Origin of the sequence: Fundidesulfovibrio magnetotacticus (genome assembly GCF_013019105.1) — a bacterium.
Classification (GTDB): domain Bacteria; phylum Desulfobacterota; class Desulfovibrionia; order Desulfovibrionales; family Desulfovibrionaceae; genus Fundidesulfovibrio; species Fundidesulfovibrio magnetotacticus.
In genome coordinates this window covers 143,934-165,963 of sequence record NZ_BLTE01000011.1, presented here as the reverse complement: position 1 = coordinate 165,963, position 22,030 = coordinate 143,934, and the positions used below count along the sequence as shown (strand labels likewise).

20 protein-coding genes and 1 pseudogene are annotated in these 22,030 nt (G+C 63.8%); 12 read left to right on the top strand and 9 right to left on the bottom strand.

The window, feature by feature from the left end:
- Positions 1-31 precede the first annotated feature (31 nt).
- Together NNJEOMEG_RS12915 and NNJEOMEG_RS12910 are read right to left on the bottom strand one after the other, a co-directional pair.
- A complete protein-coding gene (locus NNJEOMEG_RS12915; protein ID WP_173085086.1) occupies positions 32-1,609 on the bottom strand; it encodes an alkaline phosphatase in 1,578 nt (525 codons plus the stop codon).
- A 319-nt stretch (positions 1,610-1,928) separates the two neighbouring features.
- The gene (locus tag NNJEOMEG_RS12910) at positions 1,929-2,402 is read right to left on the bottom strand and encodes a magnesium chelatase subunit ChlI family protein (RefSeq protein ID WP_308464642.1); all 474 of its coding nucleotides are present in this window, start codon (positions 2,400-2,402) and stop codon (positions 1,929-1,931) included.
- A 517-nt stretch (positions 2,403-2,919) separates the two neighbouring features.
- On the opposite strand from NNJEOMEG_RS12910, the gene NNJEOMEG_RS12905 reads away from it, so the two are divergent.
- The 5 genes from NNJEOMEG_RS12905 to NNJEOMEG_RS12885 all read left to right on the top strand — a co-directional run bounded on the left by NNJEOMEG_RS12905 (position 2,920) and on the right by NNJEOMEG_RS12885 (position 7,298).
- Positions 2,920-3,615, top strand: a complete 696-nt coding sequence (locus NNJEOMEG_RS12905) for a recombinase family protein (RefSeq protein ID WP_173085082.1) — start codon at positions 2,920-2,922, stop codon at positions 3,613-3,615.
- 188 nt (positions 3,616-3,803) lie between these two features.
- Positions 3,804-3,998, top strand: coding sequence for a helix-turn-helix domain-containing protein (locus tag NNJEOMEG_RS12900; RefSeq protein ID WP_173085080.1), 195 nt, complete (start codon positions 3,804-3,806; stop codon positions 3,996-3,998).
- Between the two features lie 1,411 nt (positions 3,999-5,409).
- Positions 5,410-6,213, top strand: coding sequence for a helix-turn-helix domain-containing protein (locus tag NNJEOMEG_RS12895; protein ID WP_173085078.1), 804 nt, complete (start codon positions 5,410-5,412; stop codon positions 6,211-6,213).
- A 315-nt stretch (positions 6,214-6,528) separates the two neighbouring features.
- Positions 6,529-6,777 carry a hypothetical protein gene (locus NNJEOMEG_RS12890; protein ID WP_173085077.1) on the top strand — a complete coding sequence of 83 codons (249 nt, stop codon included), beginning with the start codon at positions 6,529-6,531 and terminating at the stop codon, positions 6,775-6,777.
- 131 nt (positions 6,778-6,908) lie between these two features.
- Positions 6,909-7,298, top strand: coding sequence for a hypothetical protein (locus tag NNJEOMEG_RS12885; protein ID WP_173085075.1), 390 nt, complete (start codon positions 6,909-6,911; stop codon positions 7,296-7,298).
- 69 nt (positions 7,299-7,367) lie between these two features.
- Here NNJEOMEG_RS12885 and NNJEOMEG_RS12880 read toward each other — a convergent pair whose 3' ends face one another.
- The 3 genes from NNJEOMEG_RS12880 to NNJEOMEG_RS12870 form a co-directional block, all read right to left on the bottom strand.
- Entirely contained in the window at positions 7,368-7,742 is a 375-nt protein-coding gene (locus NNJEOMEG_RS12880) for a hypothetical protein (protein ID WP_173085073.1), read from the bottom strand.
- 380 nt (positions 7,743-8,122) lie between these two features.
- Positions 8,123-8,518, bottom strand: coding sequence for a hypothetical protein (locus NNJEOMEG_RS12875; RefSeq protein WP_173085071.1), 396 nt, complete (start codon positions 8,516-8,518; stop codon positions 8,123-8,125).
- Between the two features lie 581 nt (positions 8,519-9,099).
- The gene (locus NNJEOMEG_RS12870) at positions 9,100-9,384 is read right to left on the bottom strand and encodes a KilA-N domain-containing protein (protein WP_173085069.1); all 285 of its coding nucleotides are present in this window, start codon (positions 9,382-9,384) and stop codon (positions 9,100-9,102) included.
- A 224-nt stretch (positions 9,385-9,608) separates the two neighbouring features.
- On the opposite strand from NNJEOMEG_RS12870, the gene NNJEOMEG_RS12865 reads away from it, so the two are divergent.
- Both NNJEOMEG_RS12865 and NNJEOMEG_RS20705 read left to right on the top strand, forming a co-directional pair.
- The gene (locus NNJEOMEG_RS12865) at positions 9,609-9,857 is read left to right on the top strand and encodes a hypothetical protein (protein ID WP_173085067.1); all 249 of its coding nucleotides are present in this window, start codon (positions 9,609-9,611) and stop codon (positions 9,855-9,857) included.
- A pseudogene (locus tag NNJEOMEG_RS20705) lies at positions 9,847-10,929 on the top strand (recombinase family protein); the annotation flags it as partial. The gene NNJEOMEG_RS12865 and the pseudogene NNJEOMEG_RS20705, both read left to right, overlap by 11 nt.
- A gap of 235 nt (positions 10,930-11,164) precedes the next feature.
- On the opposite strand, the gene NNJEOMEG_RS20700 reads toward NNJEOMEG_RS20705, so the two are convergent.
- From NNJEOMEG_RS20700 to lepA, 4 genes are all read right to left on the bottom strand, one after another.
- Positions 11,165-12,454, bottom strand: coding sequence for a YifB family Mg chelatase-like AAA ATPase (locus NNJEOMEG_RS20700; protein ID WP_235956949.1), 1,290 nt, complete (start codon positions 12,452-12,454; stop codon positions 11,165-11,167).
- 134 nt (positions 12,455-12,588) lie between these two features.
- Positions 12,589-14,502, bottom strand: coding sequence for an autotransporter outer membrane beta-barrel domain-containing protein (locus NNJEOMEG_RS12855; protein ID WP_173085063.1), 1,914 nt, complete (start codon positions 14,500-14,502; stop codon positions 12,589-12,591).
- A 224-nt stretch (positions 14,503-14,726) separates the two neighbouring features.
- The gene (lepB, locus tag NNJEOMEG_RS12850) at positions 14,727-15,332 is read right to left on the bottom strand and encodes a signal peptidase I (protein WP_173085061.1); all 606 of its coding nucleotides are present in this window, start codon (positions 15,330-15,332) and stop codon (positions 14,727-14,729) included.
- A 112-nt stretch (positions 15,333-15,444) separates the two neighbouring features.
- Complete coding sequence (gene lepA, locus NNJEOMEG_RS12845) at positions 15,445-17,247, bottom strand: translation elongation factor 4 (protein WP_173085059.1); 1,803 nt, start codon at positions 17,245-17,247, stop codon at positions 15,445-15,447.
- 175 nt (positions 17,248-17,422) lie between these two features.
- Here lepA and NNJEOMEG_RS12840 point away from each other — a divergent pair, with 175 nt between their 5' ends.
- From NNJEOMEG_RS12840 to NNJEOMEG_RS12820, 5 genes are read left to right on the top strand one after another with little or no spacing between them, the layout of a single operon-like run.
- Entirely contained in the window at positions 17,423-17,983 is a 561-nt protein-coding gene (locus tag NNJEOMEG_RS12840; RefSeq protein ID WP_173085057.1) for a rhodanese-like domain-containing protein, read from the top strand.
- Between the two features lie 2 nt (positions 17,984-17,985).
- Complete coding sequence (locus NNJEOMEG_RS12835) at positions 17,986-18,636, top strand: YeeE/YedE thiosulfate transporter family protein (protein ID WP_173085055.1); 651 nt, start codon at positions 17,986-17,988, stop codon at positions 18,634-18,636.
- Positions 18,633-20,753 carry a rhodanese-like domain-containing protein gene (locus NNJEOMEG_RS12830; RefSeq protein ID WP_173085053.1) on the top strand — a complete coding sequence of 707 codons (2,121 nt, stop codon included), beginning with the start codon at positions 18,633-18,635 and terminating at the stop codon, positions 20,751-20,753. Before NNJEOMEG_RS12835 ends, NNJEOMEG_RS12830 begins: the two co-directional genes overlap by 4 nt.
- On the top strand, positions 20,750-21,055 hold the full coding sequence (locus NNJEOMEG_RS12825; RefSeq protein ID WP_173085051.1) for an MTH1187 family thiamine-binding protein: 306 nt from the start codon (positions 20,750-20,752) through the stop codon (positions 21,053-21,055). The genes NNJEOMEG_RS12830 and NNJEOMEG_RS12825 overlap by 4 nt, the downstream gene beginning before the upstream one ends.
- Positions 21,052-21,978, top strand: coding sequence for a tetratricopeptide repeat protein (locus NNJEOMEG_RS12820; protein ID WP_173085049.1), 927 nt, complete (start codon positions 21,052-21,054; stop codon positions 21,976-21,978). Before NNJEOMEG_RS12825 ends, NNJEOMEG_RS12820 begins: the two co-directional genes overlap by 4 nt.
- The last annotated feature ends 52 nt before the right edge of the window (positions 21,979-22,030 follow it).

Genomic DNA, 22,030 nt, shown 5'->3' with positions numbered 1-22,030 from the left:
GCCGGACGGTACGTGAGCGGGCCGGGCGATGCTAGTTGGTGGCCAGCTGCACGGCGGGGTCGATCACCTTCATGAGGCGTCGGGCCAGCTCGGTGTTGTCGTAGTAGCCCTCGAAGAGCCGTTCGCCCGCACCGCGCGCCGAGGTCATCACGGGCATGCCGGTGTGGGAGTAGGTGGTCCAGGCCAGCCCGGCCTTGGAGTCCAGGATGCGGGTGAGCGTCACGGTGAGCGGCTCGTAGTCGCCGTAGCGCAGGTATTCGGCGGGGTCTTTTGACTTGACGGTCTCTCCCGCCATGGAGCGCCTGAAGGCGTCCTGCACCAGGGCCACCTCGAACGGCTTGAGGTACATGCCGTAGGAATCCGCCGGGGAGGTGTTGTTCTCGTCGGGAACCGGGGAGGCCTTCATGGCCTCGATATCGGCGGCCGAGGGGACAACCAGTCCGAAGCCCTCGCGGATGAGCGGCGCGGCGGCCTCCAGGGTGGCCTTGTCGCCGGGGTGGTCCTTGCGGAACTGGCGCAGACGCTCGTCGAAGGCCTGGAAGGAGAGCTTCTGATGCTTCAGGTACTGGTAGTAGTTGCCGTACTTGGTGCCCGCGAAGCCCAGGGCCATGCCGCCGCATTCGTGATCGCCCGTGACCACGATGAGCGTCTCCTCGGGATGGCGCGCGGCGAATTCCACGGCGGCGGCAACGGCCTGGTCCAGGGCCAGGGTGTCCTGGATGGAGGCCACGGCGTCGTTGGCGTGGCAGGCCCAGTCCACCTTGCCGCCTTCCACCATCAGGAAGAAGCCGTTGGGGTTGTCCAGCAGTTCGATGCCCTTGGCCGTGAACTGGGCCAGGGAAAATTCGCGGGCGGGGTCGGCGTCCATGGCGTAGGGCAGGGCCTTGTCGGCGTCCAGCACGGGGTTGAGGGCCACCACCTTGTCCTGCCCCTTGGCCAGGGCCTTCAGGCCGTCCAGGGTGTTGGCCACGGTGTAGCCTTTAGCCTTGAACTCCTCGAAGATGTTGACTTTGGGGCCTTCCGCCTTGGACTTCTTGCCCTCGGGGTCCTTGAAGCCGCCGCCCGCGAAGTAGTTGAAGCCCGAGGCCGGAGCGGCGAGGCCGATCTCGTAGTAGTCGTTGCGGCTGGGGCGGTGGGCGTAGAAGCAGGCGGGTGTGGCGTGGTCCAGGGAGACCGAGGAGACGACGCCCACCTTCATGCCCTTGTCGCGGGCCATCTCGGCCAGGGTCTTCACGGGCTTGCGCTCGCCGTCCACCCCGATGGCCCCGTTGTAGCTCTTCACGCCGGAGGCCAGGGCCGTGCCGGCCGCGCCGGAATCGGTGATGACGGAGTTGAGCGAGTGGGTGGTGGTGGCCCCGTGCACGGGGAAGCCGTTCATGACCAGCTTTACCAGGCCGGGGCGTTCCATGCCCTGGGCGGCGGCCAGGTAGTATTCGGCCGCAGTGCGCTGGGCCTGGGCCAGGCCGTCGCCGATGAACAGGAACACGTACTTTGCGGGTTTGGCGGAAGAGGGCTCCTGGGCGGCCCGGGCCTGGGCGGCGAAGGCCAGGGCCAGGAGCAGCCACAGCAAAAGCGTGGCGCGGCGGACGACTGAACGGGCGCGGATCATGGGATGCCTCCGTGTGGGGTGTCGGGTTCAGCCCCTGCTCTACACGCCCGGACCGTTACGTCCTCTTGCCGCCGCTGCGTCATTTCGCAGGCGCGGCGCGCGGCACGGAGCCTTGACCTTGGACGACGCTCCCCACGACGCACTCGTTATCGTATGACGTTTTGATTTACATTACGACCTTGACTCGCATGACATATCCCGACGCCGACTGCTGCCCGGCCCTGGGCCGCGATTCCAAAGACGGGGTCACTCACAGTAACCATCCGGTTTTGCTTTGATTCCTTGCCAATGCGTCCGAGGAGATCAGGAGGAAGCGCAGCTAGGCCTTGCGGTCCAGGCTGCGGTAGTTGATGGCCTCGGCCAGGTGCTCCACGCGGATGTCCGGGGACTGGTCCAGGTCCGCGATGGTGCGGGCCATGCGCAGGATGCGCGTGTGCGCCCGGGCGGAGAGGCCCAGGCGGTCGTTGGCCAGCTCCAGGAAGCGGTGGCCCTCCTCGCCCACGGGGCAGAACACGCCCAGGGCCTTGCCCGAGAGTTCGCTGTTGGTGCGAAGCCGCGTGCCTTTGAAGCGTTCGGCCTGCACGGAGCGCGCCCCCAGCACCCGGGCGCGCATTGAGGCCGAGTCCACCCGGCCCGCCTCGGCCTTGAGGTCCTTGTAGGGCACGGCGGGCACCTCCACCTGGAGGTCGATGCGATCCAGGAGCGGGCCCGAGAGCTTGGAGAGGTAGGCCCGCACCTTGGCCCCGGTGCAGGTGCAGTCGTGCCGTTCGTCGCCCCGGAAGCCGCAGGGCAACGGTTTTGGTATTTCTGACTGAAGAGTTCCCGTCCGTGGACCGGCGCAAAAGCTCATAAGTGTTCGGAATCACTAGGCTAGAAGACTTTCGTACAACATTTTTTTCAGGGATGACCCCTCACGGGTACGAATCCGGCTGTATAACGCACCCCCCCCTGCGACTTCTGGCGTGAAAATCACCGCGCGGCCTAGGTACCATACAAGGGGAACGAGCGCGCCCGGTCCACGCACCACCCACCCATGCCCAGCCCCCCCCCGCCTACCCCTGGTCTGTGTCGGCGTTCTCAGTCTCTCCCCGAATCCAGGCCCCTCAGTCACTTAGCGTGACCTTCACCACGACTCGTGGTCTCGCTGCGATCCTGGCCGTGGGTGAGGTGGTGGAAGTGAAGTGGAAGTGTCCTCGTGTGGGCAAAGTGCAGGACTGGCGCGGGTTCCTGGGCATCCCATCTCATCTTGACTCATGCCTCAACGAGCGTTAAAGTGTGAGTCAGAACGGGAAACCAAGGGGAGAACCACCATGAACGCCGCCGCATACATCCGAGTCTCGACCAGCGCCCAGGATATGGACAACCAACGCCATGAGTTGACCGAGTTCGCTGCCAGCCTGGGCATGACTATCTCACGATGGATCGAGGCCGATGGAGTCTCGAGCCGCAGGAGCTACGCAGACCGCCGCATCGATGACGTTCTCAGGCTCCGCAAGGGTGAGACGTTGTTGGTGACCGAGTTGTCTCGACTCGCGCGCTCGACCCGTCAGGTGCTGGAGGTGGTCGAGGAGCTTGGCAAGCGCGGCGTGGTCACGCTCGTGAAGAAACAGGGGCTGCGCCTCAATGGGGCAGACGATGTGGCAACCAAGGCCGTAGTGACCTCGCTGGGCCTCGCTGCCGACATCGAGCGCACCATGATCTCGGACCGCACGCGCTCCGCTCTGGCACGTCGCAAGGCTGAGGGGCAGCGCCTGGGGATGGCGAACAAGACCCCCGAGTTCGTGGCTGTGACACAGGCCAAGGGGACCGAGGCGAACCGTCGCAGGGCAGCAGAGCGCACCGGCAACGTCGAAGAGTTGTTGCGATCCTTCAAGGCCCGTGGGTTGTCCGAGAGGGGAATGGTCGAGGAGTTGAACAGGATCGGCATGCCGTCTCCTCGTGGGGGGAACTGGTCCCAGGCCACCGTCAACCGCATGTGTCGGAGGATCGGACTGCACCACGCCTGACAACCAAGCCACCCACGCACCACCAAGGGCCGTTCAGCACTTCGCTGGGCGGCCCTTTTCGTTCACCGGTCAAGTACGTTACGTGCCGCAGTAGCCAAAGATGATCACTTTTGACCGCTCTTGGTCACTTTCGCCACTACCACTACTTGCCTGTGCTATGCTTGATCCAAAAATGCTGGAGGAACTGTATGTCTCTAAAGCCAATGCATCACCCACTGAAAGCGAAACTGCGCCGTGCTGGCCTCACCCAGGTTGACGCCGCAGCGTTCGTTAATCTCTCACCCGCATGGATGCGGCTGATTCTGACCGGGCATCAAGCTCCGAGTGCGAAAGTACAGGCGAAGCTCGATGAGCTTGAGGAGTTGATCGACATTGCAGATTAGCTTCACTGCCAAGGTAAAGGAGCCAGCACATGAACTGCGAACACTGATGAACGCCCACGGCATCCGACTCTGTGATGCCGCCAAACACGTCGGCGTGACGCCAGGGCACTTGAACAATGTCCTTGCTGGCCGTTAAAGGCCTTCCAGTGAACTGCAAGAGCGAGTCTCTGAGTTCATGCAACACATCCTTGCCCACGACTTAGTCGAGCAAGTCAACACAAAACACTGATATCAAGGCCCTATCGCGTCGGGCGGTAGGGCTTTTTCTAGGCTAATGTGTAATCACTGGAGGAACCATGTCTAGTGAAATCGTGACCCTGCGTCTGGATCGTAGCCTTGTAGATGGATTTCGAGTCGCCGCGAAGAAGATTGGAGTGCCCATGCAGCGCCTTTTCCAGGATGGGCTGTTCTGGGCACTGGTAGGCCTGGACACGACGCAGCCTGGGTGTGTGGCATTCAAGCGTCGGGGTGGTGAGTGATGGAGTGCCTTATGCTCAATGCCTTCGGCGCTGTCCTCGCCTGTGCCTGGTTGATCCACGTTTGGCATCGTCACTTTCCGTGAGATGACCCCTGCGAGAGACGGCATTTTCAACGCCACTTGCGACCCATGTCCAAGTACATGGCGAACCACTCCATCTGAAATCCCCCTCTCTCGGGGCACTCGCGCACGAAGAAACAGCATCCAAGACCCTGTTTTCAGAGAAACACCAAGCCGCAACATCAACCAAGGAGTCTCACCACATGGGCGAAAAGGTTACCATGAAAACCGGACTAGAACGCCGCTGCGTGGTCCTGAAGGAAACGACGTTCCAGGGTCAGGCCGGGCAACTGAGACTGCTCACAGGCCTGACCTGGGGACTGGAGCCGACGTTCTTCCTGGCCTGCTCTGAGCCCGAGGGCCTATGGCAAGACTTGTTTGCCGACAGCCCTGGCAACCTCCCTCTCTTGGTCGAGCATATCCACCGTCGAGTAACAGCGAAGCCTCGTGACAAGGAGTGGGGCGGGCTCTGCCGGGCAATGGCTGGACTGGTGCGTCAGTCCCGTGCAGGGCTCACCACAACCGTTCGTGCGATCCAAACCAAGGCCAGCCGTTCTATGCGGTGGAGGGCTGCATAGTAAAAGCAGCAACAGAAACGCTCGCGTGAAGTTGTGAGCCATTCCACCATCAACGCCTTGACTACTCTACCACCCGTGCTTACCTGACAAACTCCAGCCTCGACACAGCCTCGATCACGTACCACAACACCTGGCGGGTCTTCCGCCACCCCTGAAACAGGCAGGCCACCAGCCACACTGCGAATGTGACTGATGGCCGTACCATGAGAGGGGTTGCCGTCGTTCAGTGCTCTACATAAGCATTGGACGTTACGCGTCAACCCCTCTCTAGAACCATTTTACGAGAGGGCCAGTCATGGAATCTGCCGATGAGTCCACCAGATGTGAGTTTATGAAGCGCATCGTTGCTGCCGACATGCCTTCGCCTGGGCTGTTCAGCCTACTTGACAAGCATCTTGTGTCCAGTGGTGCATGGGCCAAGCTACTGCCTACGGCGCGCAGCATTTGGCCCGTCATCTCCAGACACTTCAATAGCACCGGCCAGTGCTTCCCCGGACGGGAAACCATATCCAGGCTGTCTGGTGTTGCAGTCGGTCAAGTGTCCGTCGCCACACAGAACCTTGTCGAGCATGGACTCATGAGGATCACAAAGGGCAAGTTGTCGGCTCGTGGACAGCGCTCGAATGTATATCACGCGACATCAACACCGTCTTGGCGAAACTCGGTCTTCATCTTTCACAGTATCATCGACGGACTCCATTGGGCTAGGCTCACTGACTCTGCGCGTGGCCTATACATTACAATGCGCGCCTTTGGCTTCATCAACTACGAACACGTTGTCGGCCTGAGCCAAGAGTGCTACGACATCACGGATGACGACGACATCGCTGATGAAGTGATGAGATGGCAGGAGTTCACCGCCGACCACTTCCGCGCGGAGTTCTACCCCGCGCGTCCCTTCGAGCTGTGCATTGCCGATGAGGACGCCCTGATGGAACTTTCGGGCATCAAGGATCGCAGGACGTTTCGACGGGCCATCCGCACACTTGAAAACGGCAGACTCATCGAGTCTCTTGGAGACTTCGTGGACGGTGACCACACTTGGGCCGTGGCAGTGTGTGGCGTCCTCCCCAGCAGGGAAGAGTGTCTAGCCGCGTGACATCGACCGTGCAAAATCCTGCCCCTAAGTATCAAAAGAAGTATCAAGAGAAGAATCAACTGAAGCATCAATGAAAGTATGCTCCTGTCCAACTGCCACCAAAGGCGTGGCAGTCTCCCAGGAGACCATTCATCACTTGCCCTTGCGGATTCCTGGCCGATCCTGGATCAGTCCGCCTCATTTGCTCACGCCTCGCCATCTAGTTCGACTGATGTTCGACCATGTGTCACCATGGTTCGACATTGAACAACGCAAAAATGCTTGATCGTCCTACGATTCGTGTTACAAGGCCGCATCTCAACCCTGGAGGCATTCATGATCTGTGAGCACTGCGGAGCTTCATTTGATTCTGGCTTCATCCTCTGCGCCGTTGTCCTTGGCGTTGTGGAGTCATGCGGCACATGCGCTGATGAAGTGCAGTTTGAGCCAGACGCCTCACCGTCTCTTTGTCCATCCTGCATCAAGGGCGAACTCGCCCGCGTGGTTGATCAGGCATTGACGATCCACGCCGGGCACGTCCAGGTGGTTGAAGCGAGGGCGGCAGGCTTCACCGTGACCGCCTGAGACTGCTGACGCACAGGAAAGAAAGCCCTGGCCTCCCTGGCTGGGGCTTTTTCGTTTCTTGCCTGGGGCGAGTCCTTGACCCATGCTCCTCACGGACTTACTCACGAGGAGCACACGAGGAGAGGGCGAACATGGGACACAACGACGATCGACGGCGCAAGGTTGAGGCGGGTGGCAAGGGCTTGAGTGTTACCCTCTCGCCAGAGGCCCAAGTGGCGATGGCCGAGATCAGGGACATCCTGAAGGGGCGGGGTGAGCCGAGTTCCAAGGAGGCGGCCACGTGTCGTGCCCTAGTCTGGGCTGCGGCCTACCTCAAGGCTGGCAACAGGCCCTCTACATCTGCTCACGAGGAAACTCACGAGCCTACTCACGAGGACAAGTCAACGTCAATGACGCAGCCTCATGAGTCTACTCACGAGGAGACTCACGAGGAACGCATTGCGGCACTTGAGGAGCGCGTGCAGGGCCTGGAGGCTGCGTTGATACATGGCGTGCAGCCGGGGCAGATTGGTAGTATTTAGGGATAATATCCGATAAAGAGACTTCTGCCGCATGACACCTTTGCCGGACGAGTTAATCAAAAATGCACACTACGCCCTAGAAGCGACGTAGGCACCTAGAAATCTTGATCCAAACGCCAAAGCCATCATTACTATAATCCATAAGAATACTGACCACTTTCCATGGTACATTGCGGCGGCCATGGCAACAGGCACTACACCAACAAAAAATCCACATAGTCCTACAACAAGCCCCCAAAATCCCCATACTGCGTACACAAAAATTGCACTAATCAGCCACACGCCAATTCCAATCAGATACGACAGAGCCATGATGGATAGCCCACATAACGTTCTGGCTTTTTTAAACACACCAACAGCGGCCAGAAACATGTCAACGGCAACAATTGCAACAACTGACGAATTAAACATGCCAACAGCATTTTCAATCGAAACCATTTGCACGCCACCACCTGTCTATAAAATTGAATTTTTTGGCTCAGTAAGTCGAGACATGTTCTGCGAGTTGATTCATTCACAACAAACCGTTGTAATACAAACAAAGTAAGGCTGTGCGCGATACGCCATTACAGCCAACACGGATCACATTCCAGCCAGTGTCACGCGGCCTCCAGTTTCTATCCAGGCCGACGCCTAATCGAATGGCATATCCTCCACGCCTCACTTCAATGCATTAATGTAGGCGCTTACTTCAGTCGTTGCTCATGCGCTGGACTGAAACAAGGCTCCAGGCTTAACATTGAAGCCACTGAAATTCGCCCAAGACTGACCTTTGCGCGTGCTCGAGCCTGTAGCAGGCCAGCGAATCGTCATTCGACTAACTCTTAGCGGTCAAGAGTGACACTTGTTCCATTTCTCTTGTTGAATGAGTCGGTTGCACAATCGAATATCATTTTCTCGTACGTCTTTACCATTAGAGGCCTCTTGACAAGTGTCCATTGAAAATCAGGAAGGCCATGGTCAATTCCAAGCTCCCACATCGCGTGCGCCCGCATCACGTATATATCAACTTCACTGGTCAGTTTCGCGTAATACCTCTGCTCATACAAATGAAATTGGACTGCAGCATCCACATTGGCCTGCATTTCGTGAGTTAACCTTTGGTATACATGCTTAGCTGCAAGAGCCATATCTACGTCCATCATTTTCTTTGGTCCAGTCAAGAAACTTAAAAAACCCATAAACACCTCTCTGGCGATAGAATATTCTGGAGTGCGCACGGGACATCACGGATCAACAAAACTGGACTGCAGCCATCGCACGTTTAGTGATCTTGCTGCTGATCGGAACGTGGTGATGTATTGTGGCCATTATCATATGTGTACTTTGGCCTGCAACATATAGCTATCACAACGGCACCTCGTTTTGAAGTGTAACGTTCCGACGCGGATAGCGACTGCCCTGAATGGGGCATTGCTAGCTTGCGTTTTCGCACAACAATGCTGATCATTAGCCAGTCACAGACAGAGACATTGATGTAAATGCGCCATGGCGTCTAGCCCGTGGCATTGATAGATATTGACTTCGTAGCATTTCAATGACTCACATTGTAAGTTCAACATGACGCGATAGCCTACCATGAGTAACTTAACATTTATATGGATAGCACAATATTTATATTTTGATATCTCAACACCAAGTCACCGTCAACGTGGGGAAACCCTACTTCTTGCATTACGGGTCGATACGCCACTAGGAGTCCTCGAGCATCAGCATCAACGAAAGGACGTGGGGCCGCCTCATTCTGTCAGACTGCTTACGCACCATGAGTCTTGTCTTTCCCGCGAACTGCACCGATGGCTTACGATTTCGCAAGTCTTAACTCCATGGGCACTACCTGGATGGATTCCACAATTTGGTCGCTACACTGCCAGTGAGCGTAGGTGCCGCCGTTGCGGCCAGCCTTGACGGTCAAAACTTCAGATTTCTGAAGGTTTCCAACCTTGCGGACTTGCAGGATAAACTCGCTGGTCGAGTCGTTCGCGAGCCACTTGGTGGGGTGGTTCCGCATCTCACCCCCCGACGCACGGTGCAGGTCGGTCAGGCTGATAAGTTCGGGGTTGTCGGGGTTGGTCCTGATGTACATGCCGTGGATGGTGAGGGGGGGGGCAGGGACACAGACTTGTGTCTGAGAGCGTTCTTACTCTATATCTCCGAAATTATTGATTGACTGACTCTGATCCTGTGCTATCTGTGTCGTCTCCGCCCGCATCACAGTGAGCAGGCGCAACAAACAAGCACAGGAGCGAGCATGAACAAGTCTGAAACCCGTCTCAATCTCTCCATCAACATCGACGGAGGCTGCAACTAGTGGCCGATAGTGTGGCGCTGCTGAACGCAGCACGGCTGGGGGACACTGGAGGAGGGAAACATGAAGATCAACCCACCGACTGGGAGAGGGTTCCGTCAGTGGTTGACGTGGCCCTGGTTGCCGGTGGTAAGCTCCGGGCGAAGCTCGACGCCTTGCGGTTGGCCCTCCTGGAGGGTGACGACTCAACGGCGCTTGAGATCGCTCGGGACATCTGTGGACTGAAGGAGCGCGTACCCCGTGCAGCCTGAAATTCCCGTGGTCGAACTACTCCGCGTATCCTCAGTCGATCAGGCCGAGGATGACCGGGCAGGTTTGGCTCGACAGGAAGAAGCGAATCGCCGGACCACCCTCCGTCATGGACTGAGGGTGGTTCGGCAGTTCCGCCTCGTTGACGTGTCTGGAACAGCGACCATCCTCGCGCCCGAGGTGCAAGAGATGATCGCCATGGTTCAGGCTGGGGAGGCGAGAGGCATTGTCCTTGCCGACCTTGACCGCCTCTTGCGTCCCGACGACTGGACTTCGTTCGGCATCTTCCAGCCGATCAAGGATGCTGGAGCACTTCTGTATTTGCCTGACAATGTGTTGGACCTGAACACACAGAGCGGGTTTCTTCAGTCTGGACTACAGTCACTCATCGCTGGCAACGAACTCACACAGATCAAGAAGCGAATGTTGGGAGCCAAGGAAGAGAAGCGCAGGCAGGGAAAGCACCCAAACAACGACCTGTCGCTTCCTCTCGGGGTGAGCTATGACCGCAAGTCCGAGCGATACTTCTACAATGACGACGCCGGGAGAGTGCGCGAACTCTTCGACCTAGTCCACGGCCAGCACATCCACAACAAGGCAGAGCTAGAGCGCATCACTGGCATTGGACAAAGGACCATCGCCAACATTCTCAGGAATGAACTCTACATTGGTGTCAGAGCCTACACGCAGAAGAGATCACCCGAGAAGCGCGTGAAGGCTGGCGGGCGGCAGGCTGACAAGCGGAAGGTGGCGCGGAGCGGCGGCGAAATCATCCGTGTGCGAGTGTTTGAGCAACCCCTCATTCCCGAGGCTGTCTTCTGGGCGGTTCAGGACATTCTTGGAGGGATCAACAGAGAGTTCACCGAGCGCAGGAAGGACGCTTCTGCCCTGTTCACCTACAAGGGCATCCTATACTGTGCCAACTGCGGCTCTCCCATGTACACTGTTCCTGGTGGTAAGGCTGGACCTGTCAAGGACTACTACTTCTGCAGGTCTCTCAAGTACATCAAGCGAAACGGTGGTCGGACCTGTGACGCGCGCTATCTTCACCGCGACACAGTGGAAGAGTTCGTCTCAAACTTCATCGCAACACACCTTGCAGACGAAAATTACATACTAGCCTGCCTGACGAGACGCTTTGAAGATGGTTCAAGCGCCCAACACGAGCGCGACAGGCGCGATATTGAAGCACGGATCACGGCACTAGACAAGAAACGACAAAAGACCATCGACCTCTTTACAGACGACATCATCGACCGTGCCGAGTTCGACAGTCGACTAGCTAAGATCGACGCAGAGGCGCAACGTCTCAAGTACAGGCTTGATGGACTCGCCGCGCCTCAAAGTGTGCCTGAGAGGTCCGACCTTGAGAGAATCGCCGGGGAAGTGGCCGAAGCCTTCGCCCTGTTCCCGTACTGGGAGCATGAGGACCGCAAAGCCTTCTTGCGTGCCCAGGCCCCGAAGCTCTGGGTAAGTGACCGAGATGTTGTGCGATTTGAGCTTCCAATCTCTGGTCACCAACTCGGAAACCAGTGGGGCAGGGGTTCATGGCCGCCACGAGCATGAATTCGGCCGGATAGGTGAGGCTCACGGCGGCGCGCGCGATGGTCACGCGGCCGTCCTCGATGGGCTGGCGCAGCACCTCCAGCACGCTCTTCTTGAACTCCGGCAACTCGTCCAGGAAGAGCACGCCCCGGTGGGCCATGGACACCTCCCCCGGCCGGGGGATGCCGCCCCCGCCGATGAGCCCGGCGTCGGAAATCGTATGGTGCGGCGAGCGGAACGGCCTGCGCGTGATGAGCCTGCCGCCCCGGGCCAGTTCCCCGGCCACCGAGTAGACCCGCGTGACCTCCAAGGCCTCGTCGAAGGAGAGGGGCGGCAGCACCGTGGGGATGCGCCCGGCCAGCATGGTCTTGCCCGATCCCGGGGGCCCCATGAAGAGCAGGTTGTGCCCCCCGGCGGCGGCGATCTCGATGGCGCGCTTGGCGTGCTCCTGGCCCTTCACCTCGGAGAAGTCCAGGGGGAAGGGGCCGTGGTCCTGCTCCAGGACGGACTCGTCGAAGGCCGTGGGGGCGATGGTCTCCTCGCCCGCCAGGAAGCGCACGGCCTGGTCGAGGGTTTCCAAGGCGAACACGTCCAGGCCCTTGGCCACGCAGGCCTCCTGGGCGTTGGCCGCCGGGACCAGGAGCCCGCGCGCCCCCTGGCGTCGGGCCAGGTCGGCCAGGGGCAGGATGCCCGGCACGGGCTTCACCTCGCCGGTGAGCGAGAGCTCGCCCGCGAAATAGTAGCCGTCGAGGGCCTCGGGCCTGAGCGCCTCGGCGGCGGCCAGCAGGCCCAGGGCCAGGGGGAGGTCGTAGCCGGAGCCCTCCTTGCGCACGTCGGCGGGGGCGAGGTTCACGGTGATGCGCGAGGGCGGCAGGCGGTAGCCCCGGTTCTTGAGGGCCGCGAAGACGCGCTCCTTGCTTTCGCGCACCGCGCCCTCGGCCAGGCCCACCATGGTGAAGGAGGGCATGCCCTGGCGGGCCAGGTCGGCCTCCAGGACCACGGGATGAGCCTCCACCCCGGCCAGGGCGGCGGTTAATGCGCGGGAAAGGGCCAAGGGAACCTCCGGTGCGGACGTACGAATTCGGGGTACCCTATGCGCTTTCCCTTTGGGATGAAAGCGCCTCGCAACGAGCAAGCCCGGCGACGGCGTCCGGACCGGCCGGAAGCCACACCGGCAGCGCCCTCTGCTCAGAAGTTGATGTTCACGCCCAGCTCGCCGCCGCAGCCCGTGGCCTGGGGATTGCTGAACTGGGCCGTGCCCGAGCCCCGCAGGGTCACCCGTTCCGAAAGCTTGAAGGAAACGCCCAGGGACGCCGTGCCCCAATCCTCGGCCACCGGAGCCGCGGCCAGGGAATAGGGCGCTGCGGGGGCCGTGGTGATGGCGGCCTTGACCATGCGGCCCTGCCCCGCGAACTCATGGTTCCATTTCACTTCCGCGAAAGGCTGCCACCTGCCGAGGTCGGCCAGGACGCGCCAGCCGAGCTGGCTGACCAGGGAGTCGCGCGTCTGCTGACCGAAGGCCAGGGCCGTGACGCCGCTGGTCCCGGACTCGGTGAAGCCGTCGATGCGCACCTGCTGCAGCACCAGGCCGGCCACCGGACCTGTGGAGACAGGCCCCAGCTTGAGGTCGCCGCCCAGGCGCAGGGCCAGGCCCAGCGAGCGCCCGCCGGTGTCGGCGGTGTTCTGGTCCGTGAAGCGGCCCAGGGGCACGGTGCGGGTCGTCCTGTTCTGGATAAGGCCGTAGGAGGCCACCGCATTGCCCCACACGGGCCCGGCCTTGTAGGCGGTGTAGAGGCTGAAGGTCTGGTCGTTCTGGTCGAAGCGGCCGCCGTCGTCGGAAAAGTCCTGGGTCTGCGTTCCGGCGGAGAAGGCCGCGCCCAGGAGCAGCCCGCAGTCCAGCCGATAGTCCGCGCCCGCCGAACCGCTGAAGGGCGCGCCGGAGGAGTCGGGCACGCCCGGCGTGTTCCTGAGGCCCAGGGAATTGACCCCTCCGCTGGCCCAGACGTTGACCCCATGGGGGCCACGATGCTGCATGGATAGGTCTATCTGCCCCTGGATGGTGGCCGCCCGCGCCAGGCCGCCCTGCACCGGGGCCTCGGCCAGCAGGGACATCTGGGTGGGCGCGATGAGCAGGTTGTATTCGTAGTCGGCTTCGATCTGCTGCCCCGCCGTGGTGAAATGCACGCCGTTGGCCCCGATGAACAGGTTGGTCTGCATCTGGGCCGGGGTGACCTCGGCCCAGCTGACCAGCAGGGGGCTCAGGTCCGGGGACAGCGTGTTGGCCGACAGCACCGAGGAGGGGGTGAACCCGAACAGGGCGGGATGCTGCACCACGAAGCGCATCAGGCTGTCGATGTCGGCGGGGATGAAGCGCACGCCGACTGCGGACAGACTGGCCCAGCGCATCTGCCCGTAGGACAGGGAGGTGGCGTAGAGGTCGGCGTTCTGCGGGGCGAGCTGCCCGCCCAGGCCTGCGAACACGGCGTAGTTGTAGGAATTGGGCACGACGATGGCGCGCGCCCCGGCCGCTTGAAGGCTGGCCACGTTGGCCGCCTCCAGCGTGGCCAGGTTGGGCAGGAAATTGGGGTTGGCGGCGACCCAGGCCGGGGTCATGGCCCGAAGGAACTGGAGGTCGTTGTCGCTGGTCTTGAGCACGTAGATGGCGTTGGGATTGGCCGCGCCGCCCACGGAGGCCAGATAGTTCTGAATCTGCTGATTGGAGGAGACGTTGGTGGGGGCCGTCACGCCGGAAATGGGGGCCGTGGCGTCCGAGACGCGCAGGGTGGCCGAAAACGCGCCGCCGTTGGCGTAGTTGGTCCCGCCTGCCCCGACGGCCGCTCCGTTCAGTCCGAGCTTCCCGGCCAGGATCGTGGCGTTGGCCACTCCCGGGCCCACGAACCCGCCGCTGGCCCCCCGGGACACGGCGTCGGCGACCAGCCTGTCGAAGGTGGGTATCCCGGTGGTGTTGTAGCGGAAGTAGCCGCTGTCCAGGGTGCTGTCGCCAAAACCGACGTACTGGTTGAACCGGGCGGCGTTGGCCGACCCGGCGAATCCGAGAGCGAGGAGCGCCAAAAGGGGGAGAAGGAATCTGCGGTGTGTCATGCCCTTAATCCCAGGTAGGTTCGTGCGTTGCGAAAACACGCCCCCCCGGGCCAGGCGTCGGGATGACCTATCCGATTAGCGGCTGGTTTGACAGGTGAATCTTTCCCAGCCCAATCACCTGGGCACAGGGGAGTTGCATCCGGCCCGAGCCGCCTGACGCCAATGAAAAACGCCCCGTCTCGCGGGAGACGGGGCGTCGGTGGTCGCGTTTACGCCCGGCCGGACTACTTGATGATGGTGCCGATCCGGTTCCAGCGCACGTCCAGGGGGCCGCCCCAGGACCAGTAGATCACCCAGGCCTTGCCCCGGATGTATTCGCGGGGCACGAAGCGTTTGTCTTCCTTCCAGAAGCGCGAGTCCTGGGAGTGGTCGCGGTTGTCGCCCATCATGAAGTACTGGCCGTCGGGCACCTTCACCGGGCCGAAGTTGGGGCGGCCGAAGCCGTGGGGGTCCAGGCGCTTGTAGGGCTCGTCCACCTTCTCGCCGTTGCGGTAGAGCACGTTGTCCTTGAGTTGGATGGTGTCGCCGGGCACGCCGATCACCCGCTTGATGTAGTCGAGCGAGCGGTCCTCGGGGAACTCGAAGACGATCACGTCGCCGTGCTGGGGGTCGCCCGTTTTCATGAGCGACTTCTCCATGAAGGGCAGCTTGATGTCGTAGGAGAACTTGCTCACCAGCAGATGGTCGCCCACCAGCAGGGTGTCCAGCATGGACTCCGAGGGGATCTTGAAGGCCTGGATGATGAACGTGCGGATGATCAGCGCCAGAATGAGCGCCACCGCCAGGGCTTCCACGTATTCTTTCAGCAACTTCTGCCAGCGAGGGTTCATTGTGCTTCCTTGTTGAGGGAGATGGGGCTTCGCCCCATACCCCACCAGGGCTCTGCCCTGGACCCGCCAGGGGAAATGATTCCCCCTGGACCCCCCAATGGGGGATGCGGGGTTAGTCTCCGGCTTTCAGGGCTGCCAGGAAGGCCTCCTGGGGCAGCTCCACGTTGCCCATGCGCTTCATGCGCCGCTTGCCTTCCTTCTGCTTCTCCAGGAGCTTGCGCTTGCGGGTGATGTCGCCGCCGTAGCACTTGGCGATCACGTCCTTGCGCAAGGGGGCCACGCGCTCGCGCGCGATCACCTTGGCCCCGATGGCCGCCTGGATCACCACCTCGAACATCTGGCGCGGGATGACCTTCTTGAGCTTCAGCGCCACGTCGCGGCCCAGGTAATAGGCCTTGTCGCGGTGCACGATCACGGCCAGGGCGTCCACGGGGTCGCCGTTGAGCAGGATGTCGAGCTTCACCAGGTCCGAGGCGCGGTAGTCGATGAGCTCGTAGTCCAGCGAGGCGTAGCCGCGCGTGCCGCTCTTGAGGCGGTCGAAGAAGTCGTAGACGATCTCCGCGAAGGGCAGCTCGTAGGTGATGATCACCCGGGTGGCGGTGAGGTACTTGATGTCCTTCTGGATGCCGCGCTTCTCCTCGCAGAGCTTGAAGACGTTGCCCACGTACTCGTTGGGCACGTGGATCTCCACGCGGGCGAAGGGCTCGTAGAGCGCGGCGGTGTCCTGCTGCTTGGGCAGCTTGGAGGGGTTGTCGATGGAGAAGGTGGTGCCGTCGTGGCGCTCCACCTTGTAGACCACCGACGGGGCCGTGGCGATGAGCTCCACCTGGAACTCGCGCTCCAGGCGCTCCTGCACGATCTCCATGTGCAGAAGGCCCAGGAAGCCGCAGCGGTAGCCGAAGCCCAGGGCCTGGGAGGTCTCGGGCTCGAAGGTGAAAGCCGCGTCGTTGAGCTGGAGCTTCTCCAGGGCGTTCTTCAACTGCTCGTAGTCGTTGGCGTCCACGGGATAGAGCCCGCAGAAGACCATGGGCTTCACTTCCTTGAAGCCGGGCAGGGGCTCCGTGGCGGGCTTGGCGGCCGTGGTGATGGTGTCGCCCACGCGGGCCTCGTTCAAGTCCTTGATGGCCCCGCAGAGGAAGCCCACCTCGCCGGGGCCGAAGTCCTGCACGTCCTGGGGGCCGGGGGAGAACACGCCCAGGCGCGTCACCTCGAACTCGGCCCCGGTGGAGAACATGCGCAGCTTCTGGCCCGTGCGCATGGTTCCGTCCACCACGCGGAAGAGCACCACCACGCCCTGGTAGGAGTCGTACCAGGAGTCGAAGATCAGGGCCTTGAGCGGGGCCTCGCGGTCGCCCTTGGGCGGCGGCAGGCGCTTGACGATGGCTTCCAGCACCAGGTCGACGCCCAGGCCCGTCTTGGCCGAGACGTTCATGGCCTCGGAGGTGTCCAGGCCGATGCCCTCCTCGATCTCCTGCTTCACCCGGTCGGGGTCGGCGGACTGGAGATCGATCTTGTTGAGCACGGGGATGATCTCGAGGTCGTTGTCCAGGGCCAGGAAGACGTTGGCCAGGGTCTGGGCCTCCACGCCCTGGGTGGCGTCCACAACCAGGAGCGCGCCCTCGCAGGCGGCCAGGGAGCGCGAGACCTCGTAGGAGAAGTCCACGTGGCCGGGGGTGTCGATGAGGTTGAGCACGTACTCCGCGCCGTCGGCGGCGCGGTAGGGGATGCGCACGGTCTGCGCCTTGATGGTGATGCCGCGCTCGCGCTCCAGGTCCATCTTGTCCAGATATTGTTCGCGCATTTCCCGCTGGGTGATGACCTTGGTCACCTCCAGGATGCGGTCGGCCAGGGTGGACTTTCCGTGGTCGATGTGCGCTATGATGCTGAAGTTCCTGATACGCGTAGTGTCTACCATTTTGTACCTGCTGACTCGTGTGCGAAGGTCCCTTAAAAGATGGCGAGGGGAAGGTCAATCACGGCGGCCCCGCGCGAGGGGTCCGGCGCGAAAAAATCCCGCGCCATCGAGCCATTGGCCCGGCGCACTTGCAAAAAATCCTTCACCTGCTACCAATGCGCCCAAGGAGAACGCCATGAACCGATCCCTCCGGGCCGCCCTGCTGGCGAGCCTGCTCTCCCTGGCCGTGCCCGCCGGGGCCGCCGGACCGAAGCTCCCCGAGGCCCTGCCCCCCGAGGAGGCCGTGAAATTGCTGGCCAAGCCGCCCGCCGGGCTCGACCTCATCGACATCCGCACCCCCGCCGAATTCCAGGACTATGCCCTGCCCGGCGCGCTCAACCTCGACGCCGCCGCCGTGCTGGCCGACGAGACCCTGCTCACGGGTTCCGGGCCGCTCGTCCTGGTGGACAAGGACGGCACGGCCGCCTTCGCCGTGGCCGGGGCGCTGGCGGCCCGGGCCTCGCGCCCGGTGCTGGCCCTGCGCGGAGGCATGGCGGCGTGGTGGACCACCAAGGAACTGGGCGTGGCCGTGCGCGAAGTCCCGCTGGGCGACGCGCCCGCCGCCGCGCCCGCCGTGCAGACCCCTCCGGCTGCTCCGGCCCCGGCCGGACCCGCCCCTTCCGACCCGACTCCTCCTGTCCCTTCACCCTCCGGCCCGGCCCCCCAGCCGCCGGCCTCCAAGAACGCGGGATGCTGACCATGACCGACGACATCCGGACCGACACCGACGCCACGCCCCGCAACGGCGACGCCGGGAGCGACGACACGCGCGACGGCGGCAACGCTTCCGCCGCCGAGGCGGCCAAGGCCCACGAGAGCGCCCCGGCGCGCGTGGCCGTGCAGGAGCTTCCTTCGCCCCCGCCCATGAACCCCTACCTGGCGGGGCTCTTCCTGGGGCTCACGCTCCTGGCCTCCTATCTGATCCTGGGCGCGGGCCTGGGGGCCTCGGGCGCGCTGGCCCGCCTCGGGGCCTGGCTCGAACACTTGATCCTTCCGGCGCGGGTCGAGGCCAACGCCTATTTCGGCCCCTGGTTCCCCGATCCGCTCGCCTACTACCTTTCGTTCATGTTCCTGGGCGTGCTGGCCGGGGGCCTGCTCTCGGCCCTGGCTGGCGGACGCCTGCGCTTCATGGTGGAGCGCGGCCCCACGGCCTCGCGCCTGCGCAGGCTCCTGCTGGCCCTGGCGGGCGGGGCGCTCACGGGCTTCGCCGCGCGCCTGGCCCAGGGCTGCACCTCGGGACAGGGGCTTAGCGGCGGGGCGCTCCTGCTCACGGGCAGCTTCGTCTTCCTGGGCTGCGTCTTCGCCACGGGCTACCTGACGGCCTGGATCTTCAGGAGGCAGTGGAAATGATCGCCACCCTTTTCGCCACCGGACAGCTCAACGCCCCCCTGGGCTTCGCCGCCGCCCTGGCCGTGGGCTTCTGCTTCGGCCTGTGCCTGGAAAAGGCCGGCTTCGGCAGCTCGCGCCGCCTCACGGGCGTGTTCTACCTCACCGACATGACCGTCGTGAAGGTGATGTTCACGGCCATGGTCACGGCGGCCCTGGGCCTCGTGGCCGCCTCGCGCCTGGGCGTGCTGGCCCCGGAAACCCTCTACCTGATGCCCACGGTGCTGGGCGCGCACGCCGCGGGCGGCGTGATCCTGGGCCTGGGCTTCGCCATGGGCGGCTGGTGCCCCGGAACGGCCGCCGTGGGCCTGGCCTCGGGACGCCTGGACGCCCTGGTGTTCCTCGTCGGCGTGGTGCTGGGCTCCGTGGGCTTCGCGGAGGCCTTCCCGTGGGTGGCCCCGTACGCCTCCATGGGTTCGCGCGGGGTGTCCTTCCTTTTCGAGGCCCTGGACATCACCCAGGACCAGCTCGTGCTGGCCCTCACGGGCGGCGCGGTGGCGCTGTTCTGGGTCTGCGAGGTCATCGAGCGCGGACCGGCCATCGCCCGGCCCGGCGTGAGCCGTCTCTTCCTGGCGGGCTTCTCCGTGCTTTTGTGCCTGGCGGCCCTGGTGGCCCTCAACGTGCCCAGGGTCCAGACGGCCTCCGGCCCAGCCGCCGTCCCGGCCATTCCGGGGACCGCTCCCCGGACCGGCGCGCAGACCGGACAGCCCCAGCCCGCCCAGCCCTCGCCCGACGCGGCCATCCTGGCCCAGGTCCAGTCCGGGGGCGACCACATGGAGCCCTGGGAGCTGGCCCGGCGCATCATGGCCCAGGACCCCTCCCTCGCCCTGGTGGACATCCGCACCCCCGAGGAGTTCGCGGCCTTCCACCTCAAGGGCGCGGCCAACATCCCCATGGCCGAACTGCCCCAGGCCCTCGCGGCGAAGCGCGGCCAGGGCGTCGTGGTGCTCTACTCCAACGGCATGACCCACCCCGCCCAGGCCCGCGACGCCCTGGCGCGGCTGGGCTTCCCCAACGTCTACCTGCTCACGGGCGGGCTCAAGGGCTTCTTCGAGGAGGTGCTCAAGCCCGTCTCCCTGCGCGACGCGGCCCCGTCCCCCGAGGAGGCCCAGCGCATCCGCGAGGCCAGGAAGTTCTTCCTGCCTGCCGACTGGAACGCCCCCGCCAACCCCGCCCTGCTGGCGCCCCCGGCGCGCCTGCCGGGCGTGGCCGACGTGCAGTGGCTGGCCGCCAACCTGGGCAAGCCCGGACTCAAGGTCATCGACCTGCGGCCCCAGCCCCAGTACAACGCCGGGCACGTGCCCGGCAGCCTCTCGCTCCACTTGGAGAGCCTGCGCGGCAACCAGGAGGGCGTGCCCTCCATGCTGCTGCCCGCGCCGCTCCTGGCCGCGCACATGGGCCAGATGGGCCTGACCCCGCGCGACCTGGTGGCCATCCTGCCCGGCGACTCGCCCCACGACGCCACCTTGCTGGCCATGGCCCTGGAGCGCCTGGGGCACCGGCGCACCGTGGTGGTCCTGGGCGGCTGGAAGGCCTGGGCCGCCGCCAACCTGCCCAAGGACGCGGCCCTGCCCAAGGTGACCCCCTCGCGCTATCCCGCTCCCGAAGGCCCCGACGGCTTCACCGTGAACGGACGCGAGACCCACGCCGCCATGACCGGCGGACGCACCGTGATCCTGGACGTGCGCCCCGCCGACTACTTCTCCGGGGCCAAGTCCGACGAGGCGCGGCCCGGCCACATCCCCGGCGCGGTGAACCGCCCCTTCACCGAGGACCAGGCCAAGGGCCCGGGCGAGATCATCGTGTTCAAGCCCAGCGAGGAGTTGGAGAAGGCCTACGCGGCGCTCATCCCCTCCAAGGACCACCCCGTCATCGTGCACTGCCGCACCGGACATCAGGCCTCCCAGACGTGGTGGGTGCTCACGCGGCTTCTGGGCTACACCAACGTGAGGTGGTACGATGCGGGCTGGACCGAATGGGCCGCCCGCCCCGAGTGGCCCGCCGTGGCCGCGCCCCCTCCGGCCCAGCCCGCGCCCCAGCCAGCCCCCCAGACCGACCCCGCCAAGGCGGCCAAGCCGTGAGCGTGCTGGCGGAACTCTCCCTCTTCCCCGTGGGGGCGGGCGCGAGCCTGGCCCCCCACGTGGCCCGCGCCCTGCGCGTGATCGAGGCCTCGGGCCTGCCCTACGAGCTGGGGCCCATGGGCACCTGCATCGAGGGCGAGTGGGACGAGGTGATGGCCGTGGTGGGCGCGTGCTATCAGGCCGTGCAAGAGGGGCAGGAGCGCGTCTACCTGACCCTGAAGATGGACTGCCGCCCCGGCCGCTCCGGGGGGCTTTCGGCCAAGACCGGGGCCGTGCGCGCCCTGCTGAAGGAGTCCGCATGATGCGTCTGGTCCGTGGACTGGCCTGCGCCGGTCTGGCCGTGGGGATGCTGGGGGCGTGCGCCGCGTCCCATGAACAGGGCACGGACCCCTCCCAGGTGGCCCAGGCCAACATGCAGGCCGACGTGACCTCGCTCAAGTCCCGCGTGCAGGAGCTGAGCATGCGCGTGGAGGGCGTGGAATCCACCACGGGGCGCAAGGGCCAGGGCCTCACCCTGGAGGACGTGAACCAGCGTCTGGCGCGCCTGGAGGACGTGGTGACGCGCATGGCCGCCACACTGGGGCTGGACCCGGGGCCGCGCGCGCCGTCGGCCCCCTCCCCCGCCCCGAGCCCCGCGCCTGCCCCGGCCGCGCCTGCCTACGAATCCCGCGCCCCGCTCCACGAACCGGCCCCGGCCGCTCCCGGACGGGAGGACCCCTACGCCCGCTACCAGCCGCCCACCCTCCAGACCCCGTCCCTGCGCCTGGAACAGGAGGCCCCGGGGGTCTACGGCGTCGCCCCGGCCGGGCCCTACCCCGCCGCCGCGCCGACGCACGCCCCGGACCCCTCCGCCCCCGACGAGGCCATCTACGCCATGGGCATGGAGTCCTTCAGCCAGCGCGACTTCGACCGCGCCAACACTCTCTTCGCGGAACTGCTCAAAAGTTACCCCAATTCGCGCCAGGCGGCCCCGGCCCTCTTCTGGCAGGCCGAGAGCAACTACCAGCAGGGCGACTACGGCCGCGCGGCGCTGCTCTGCCAGGACCTCATCCAGAAATATCCTTCCAACACGCTCGTGCCGTCGGCCATGCTCAAGCAGGCCCTCTGCTTCCGCAAGCTGGGCAAGATCCCGGCCGCCAGGATCATCCTCCAGGACGTGGCCAAACGCTACAGCGGCATCCCCGAGGGCAAAAGCGCACAGGCCCAGCTCAAGGAGCTGAAATAACCGCGCGCCCGGCACGCACCCCCCGGCCTCGGGCCTTTTCAAATCGCGCCCG

Coding starts and splice junctions, on each gene's coding strand:
- NNJEOMEG_RS12900 (WP_173085080.1), top strand. CDS start 3,804: ATGTCTCTAAAGCCAATGCATCACCCACTGAAAGCGAAACTGCGCCGT.
- NNJEOMEG_RS12895 (WP_173085078.1), top strand. CDS start 5,410: ATGGAATCTGCCGATGAGTCCACCAGATGTGAGTTTATGAAGCGCATC.
- NNJEOMEG_RS12915 (WP_173085086.1), bottom strand. CDS start 1,609: ATGATCCGCGCCCGTTCAGTCGTCCGCCGCGCCACGCTTTTGCTGTGG.
- NNJEOMEG_RS12870 (WP_173085069.1), bottom strand. CDS start 9,384: ATGTACATCAGGACCAACCCCGACAACCCCGAACTTATCAGCCTGACC.
- NNJEOMEG_RS12840 (WP_173085057.1), top strand. CDS start 17,423: ATGAACCGATCCCTCCGGGCCGCCCTGCTGGCGAGCCTGCTCTCCCTG.
- lepB (WP_173085061.1), bottom strand. CDS start 15,332: ATGAACCCTCGCTGGCAGAAGTTGCTGAAAGAATACGTGGAAGCCCTG.
- lepA (WP_173085059.1), bottom strand. CDS start 17,247: ATGGTAGACACTACGCGTATCAGGAACTTCAGCATCATAGCGCACATC.
- NNJEOMEG_RS12830 (WP_173085053.1), top strand. CDS start 18,633: ATGATCGCCACCCTTTTCGCCACCGGACAGCTCAACGCCCCCCTGGGC.
- NNJEOMEG_RS12820 (WP_173085049.1), top strand. CDS start 21,052: ATGATGCGTCTGGTCCGTGGACTGGCCTGCGCCGGTCTGGCCGTGGGG.
- NNJEOMEG_RS12890 (WP_173085077.1), top strand. CDS start 6,529: ATGATCTGTGAGCACTGCGGAGCTTCATTTGATTCTGGCTTCATCCTC.
- NNJEOMEG_RS12905 (WP_173085082.1), top strand. CDS start 2,920: ATGAACGCCGCCGCATACATCCGAGTCTCGACCAGCGCCCAGGATATG.
- NNJEOMEG_RS12885 (WP_173085075.1), top strand. CDS start 6,909: ATGGGACACAACGACGATCGACGGCGCAAGGTTGAGGCGGGTGGCAAG.
- NNJEOMEG_RS12835 (WP_173085055.1), top strand. CDS start 17,986: ATGACCGACGACATCCGGACCGACACCGACGCCACGCCCCGCAACGGC.
- NNJEOMEG_RS12855 (WP_173085063.1), bottom strand. CDS start 14,502: ATGACACACCGCAGATTCCTTCTCCCCCTTTTGGCGCTCCTCGCTCTC.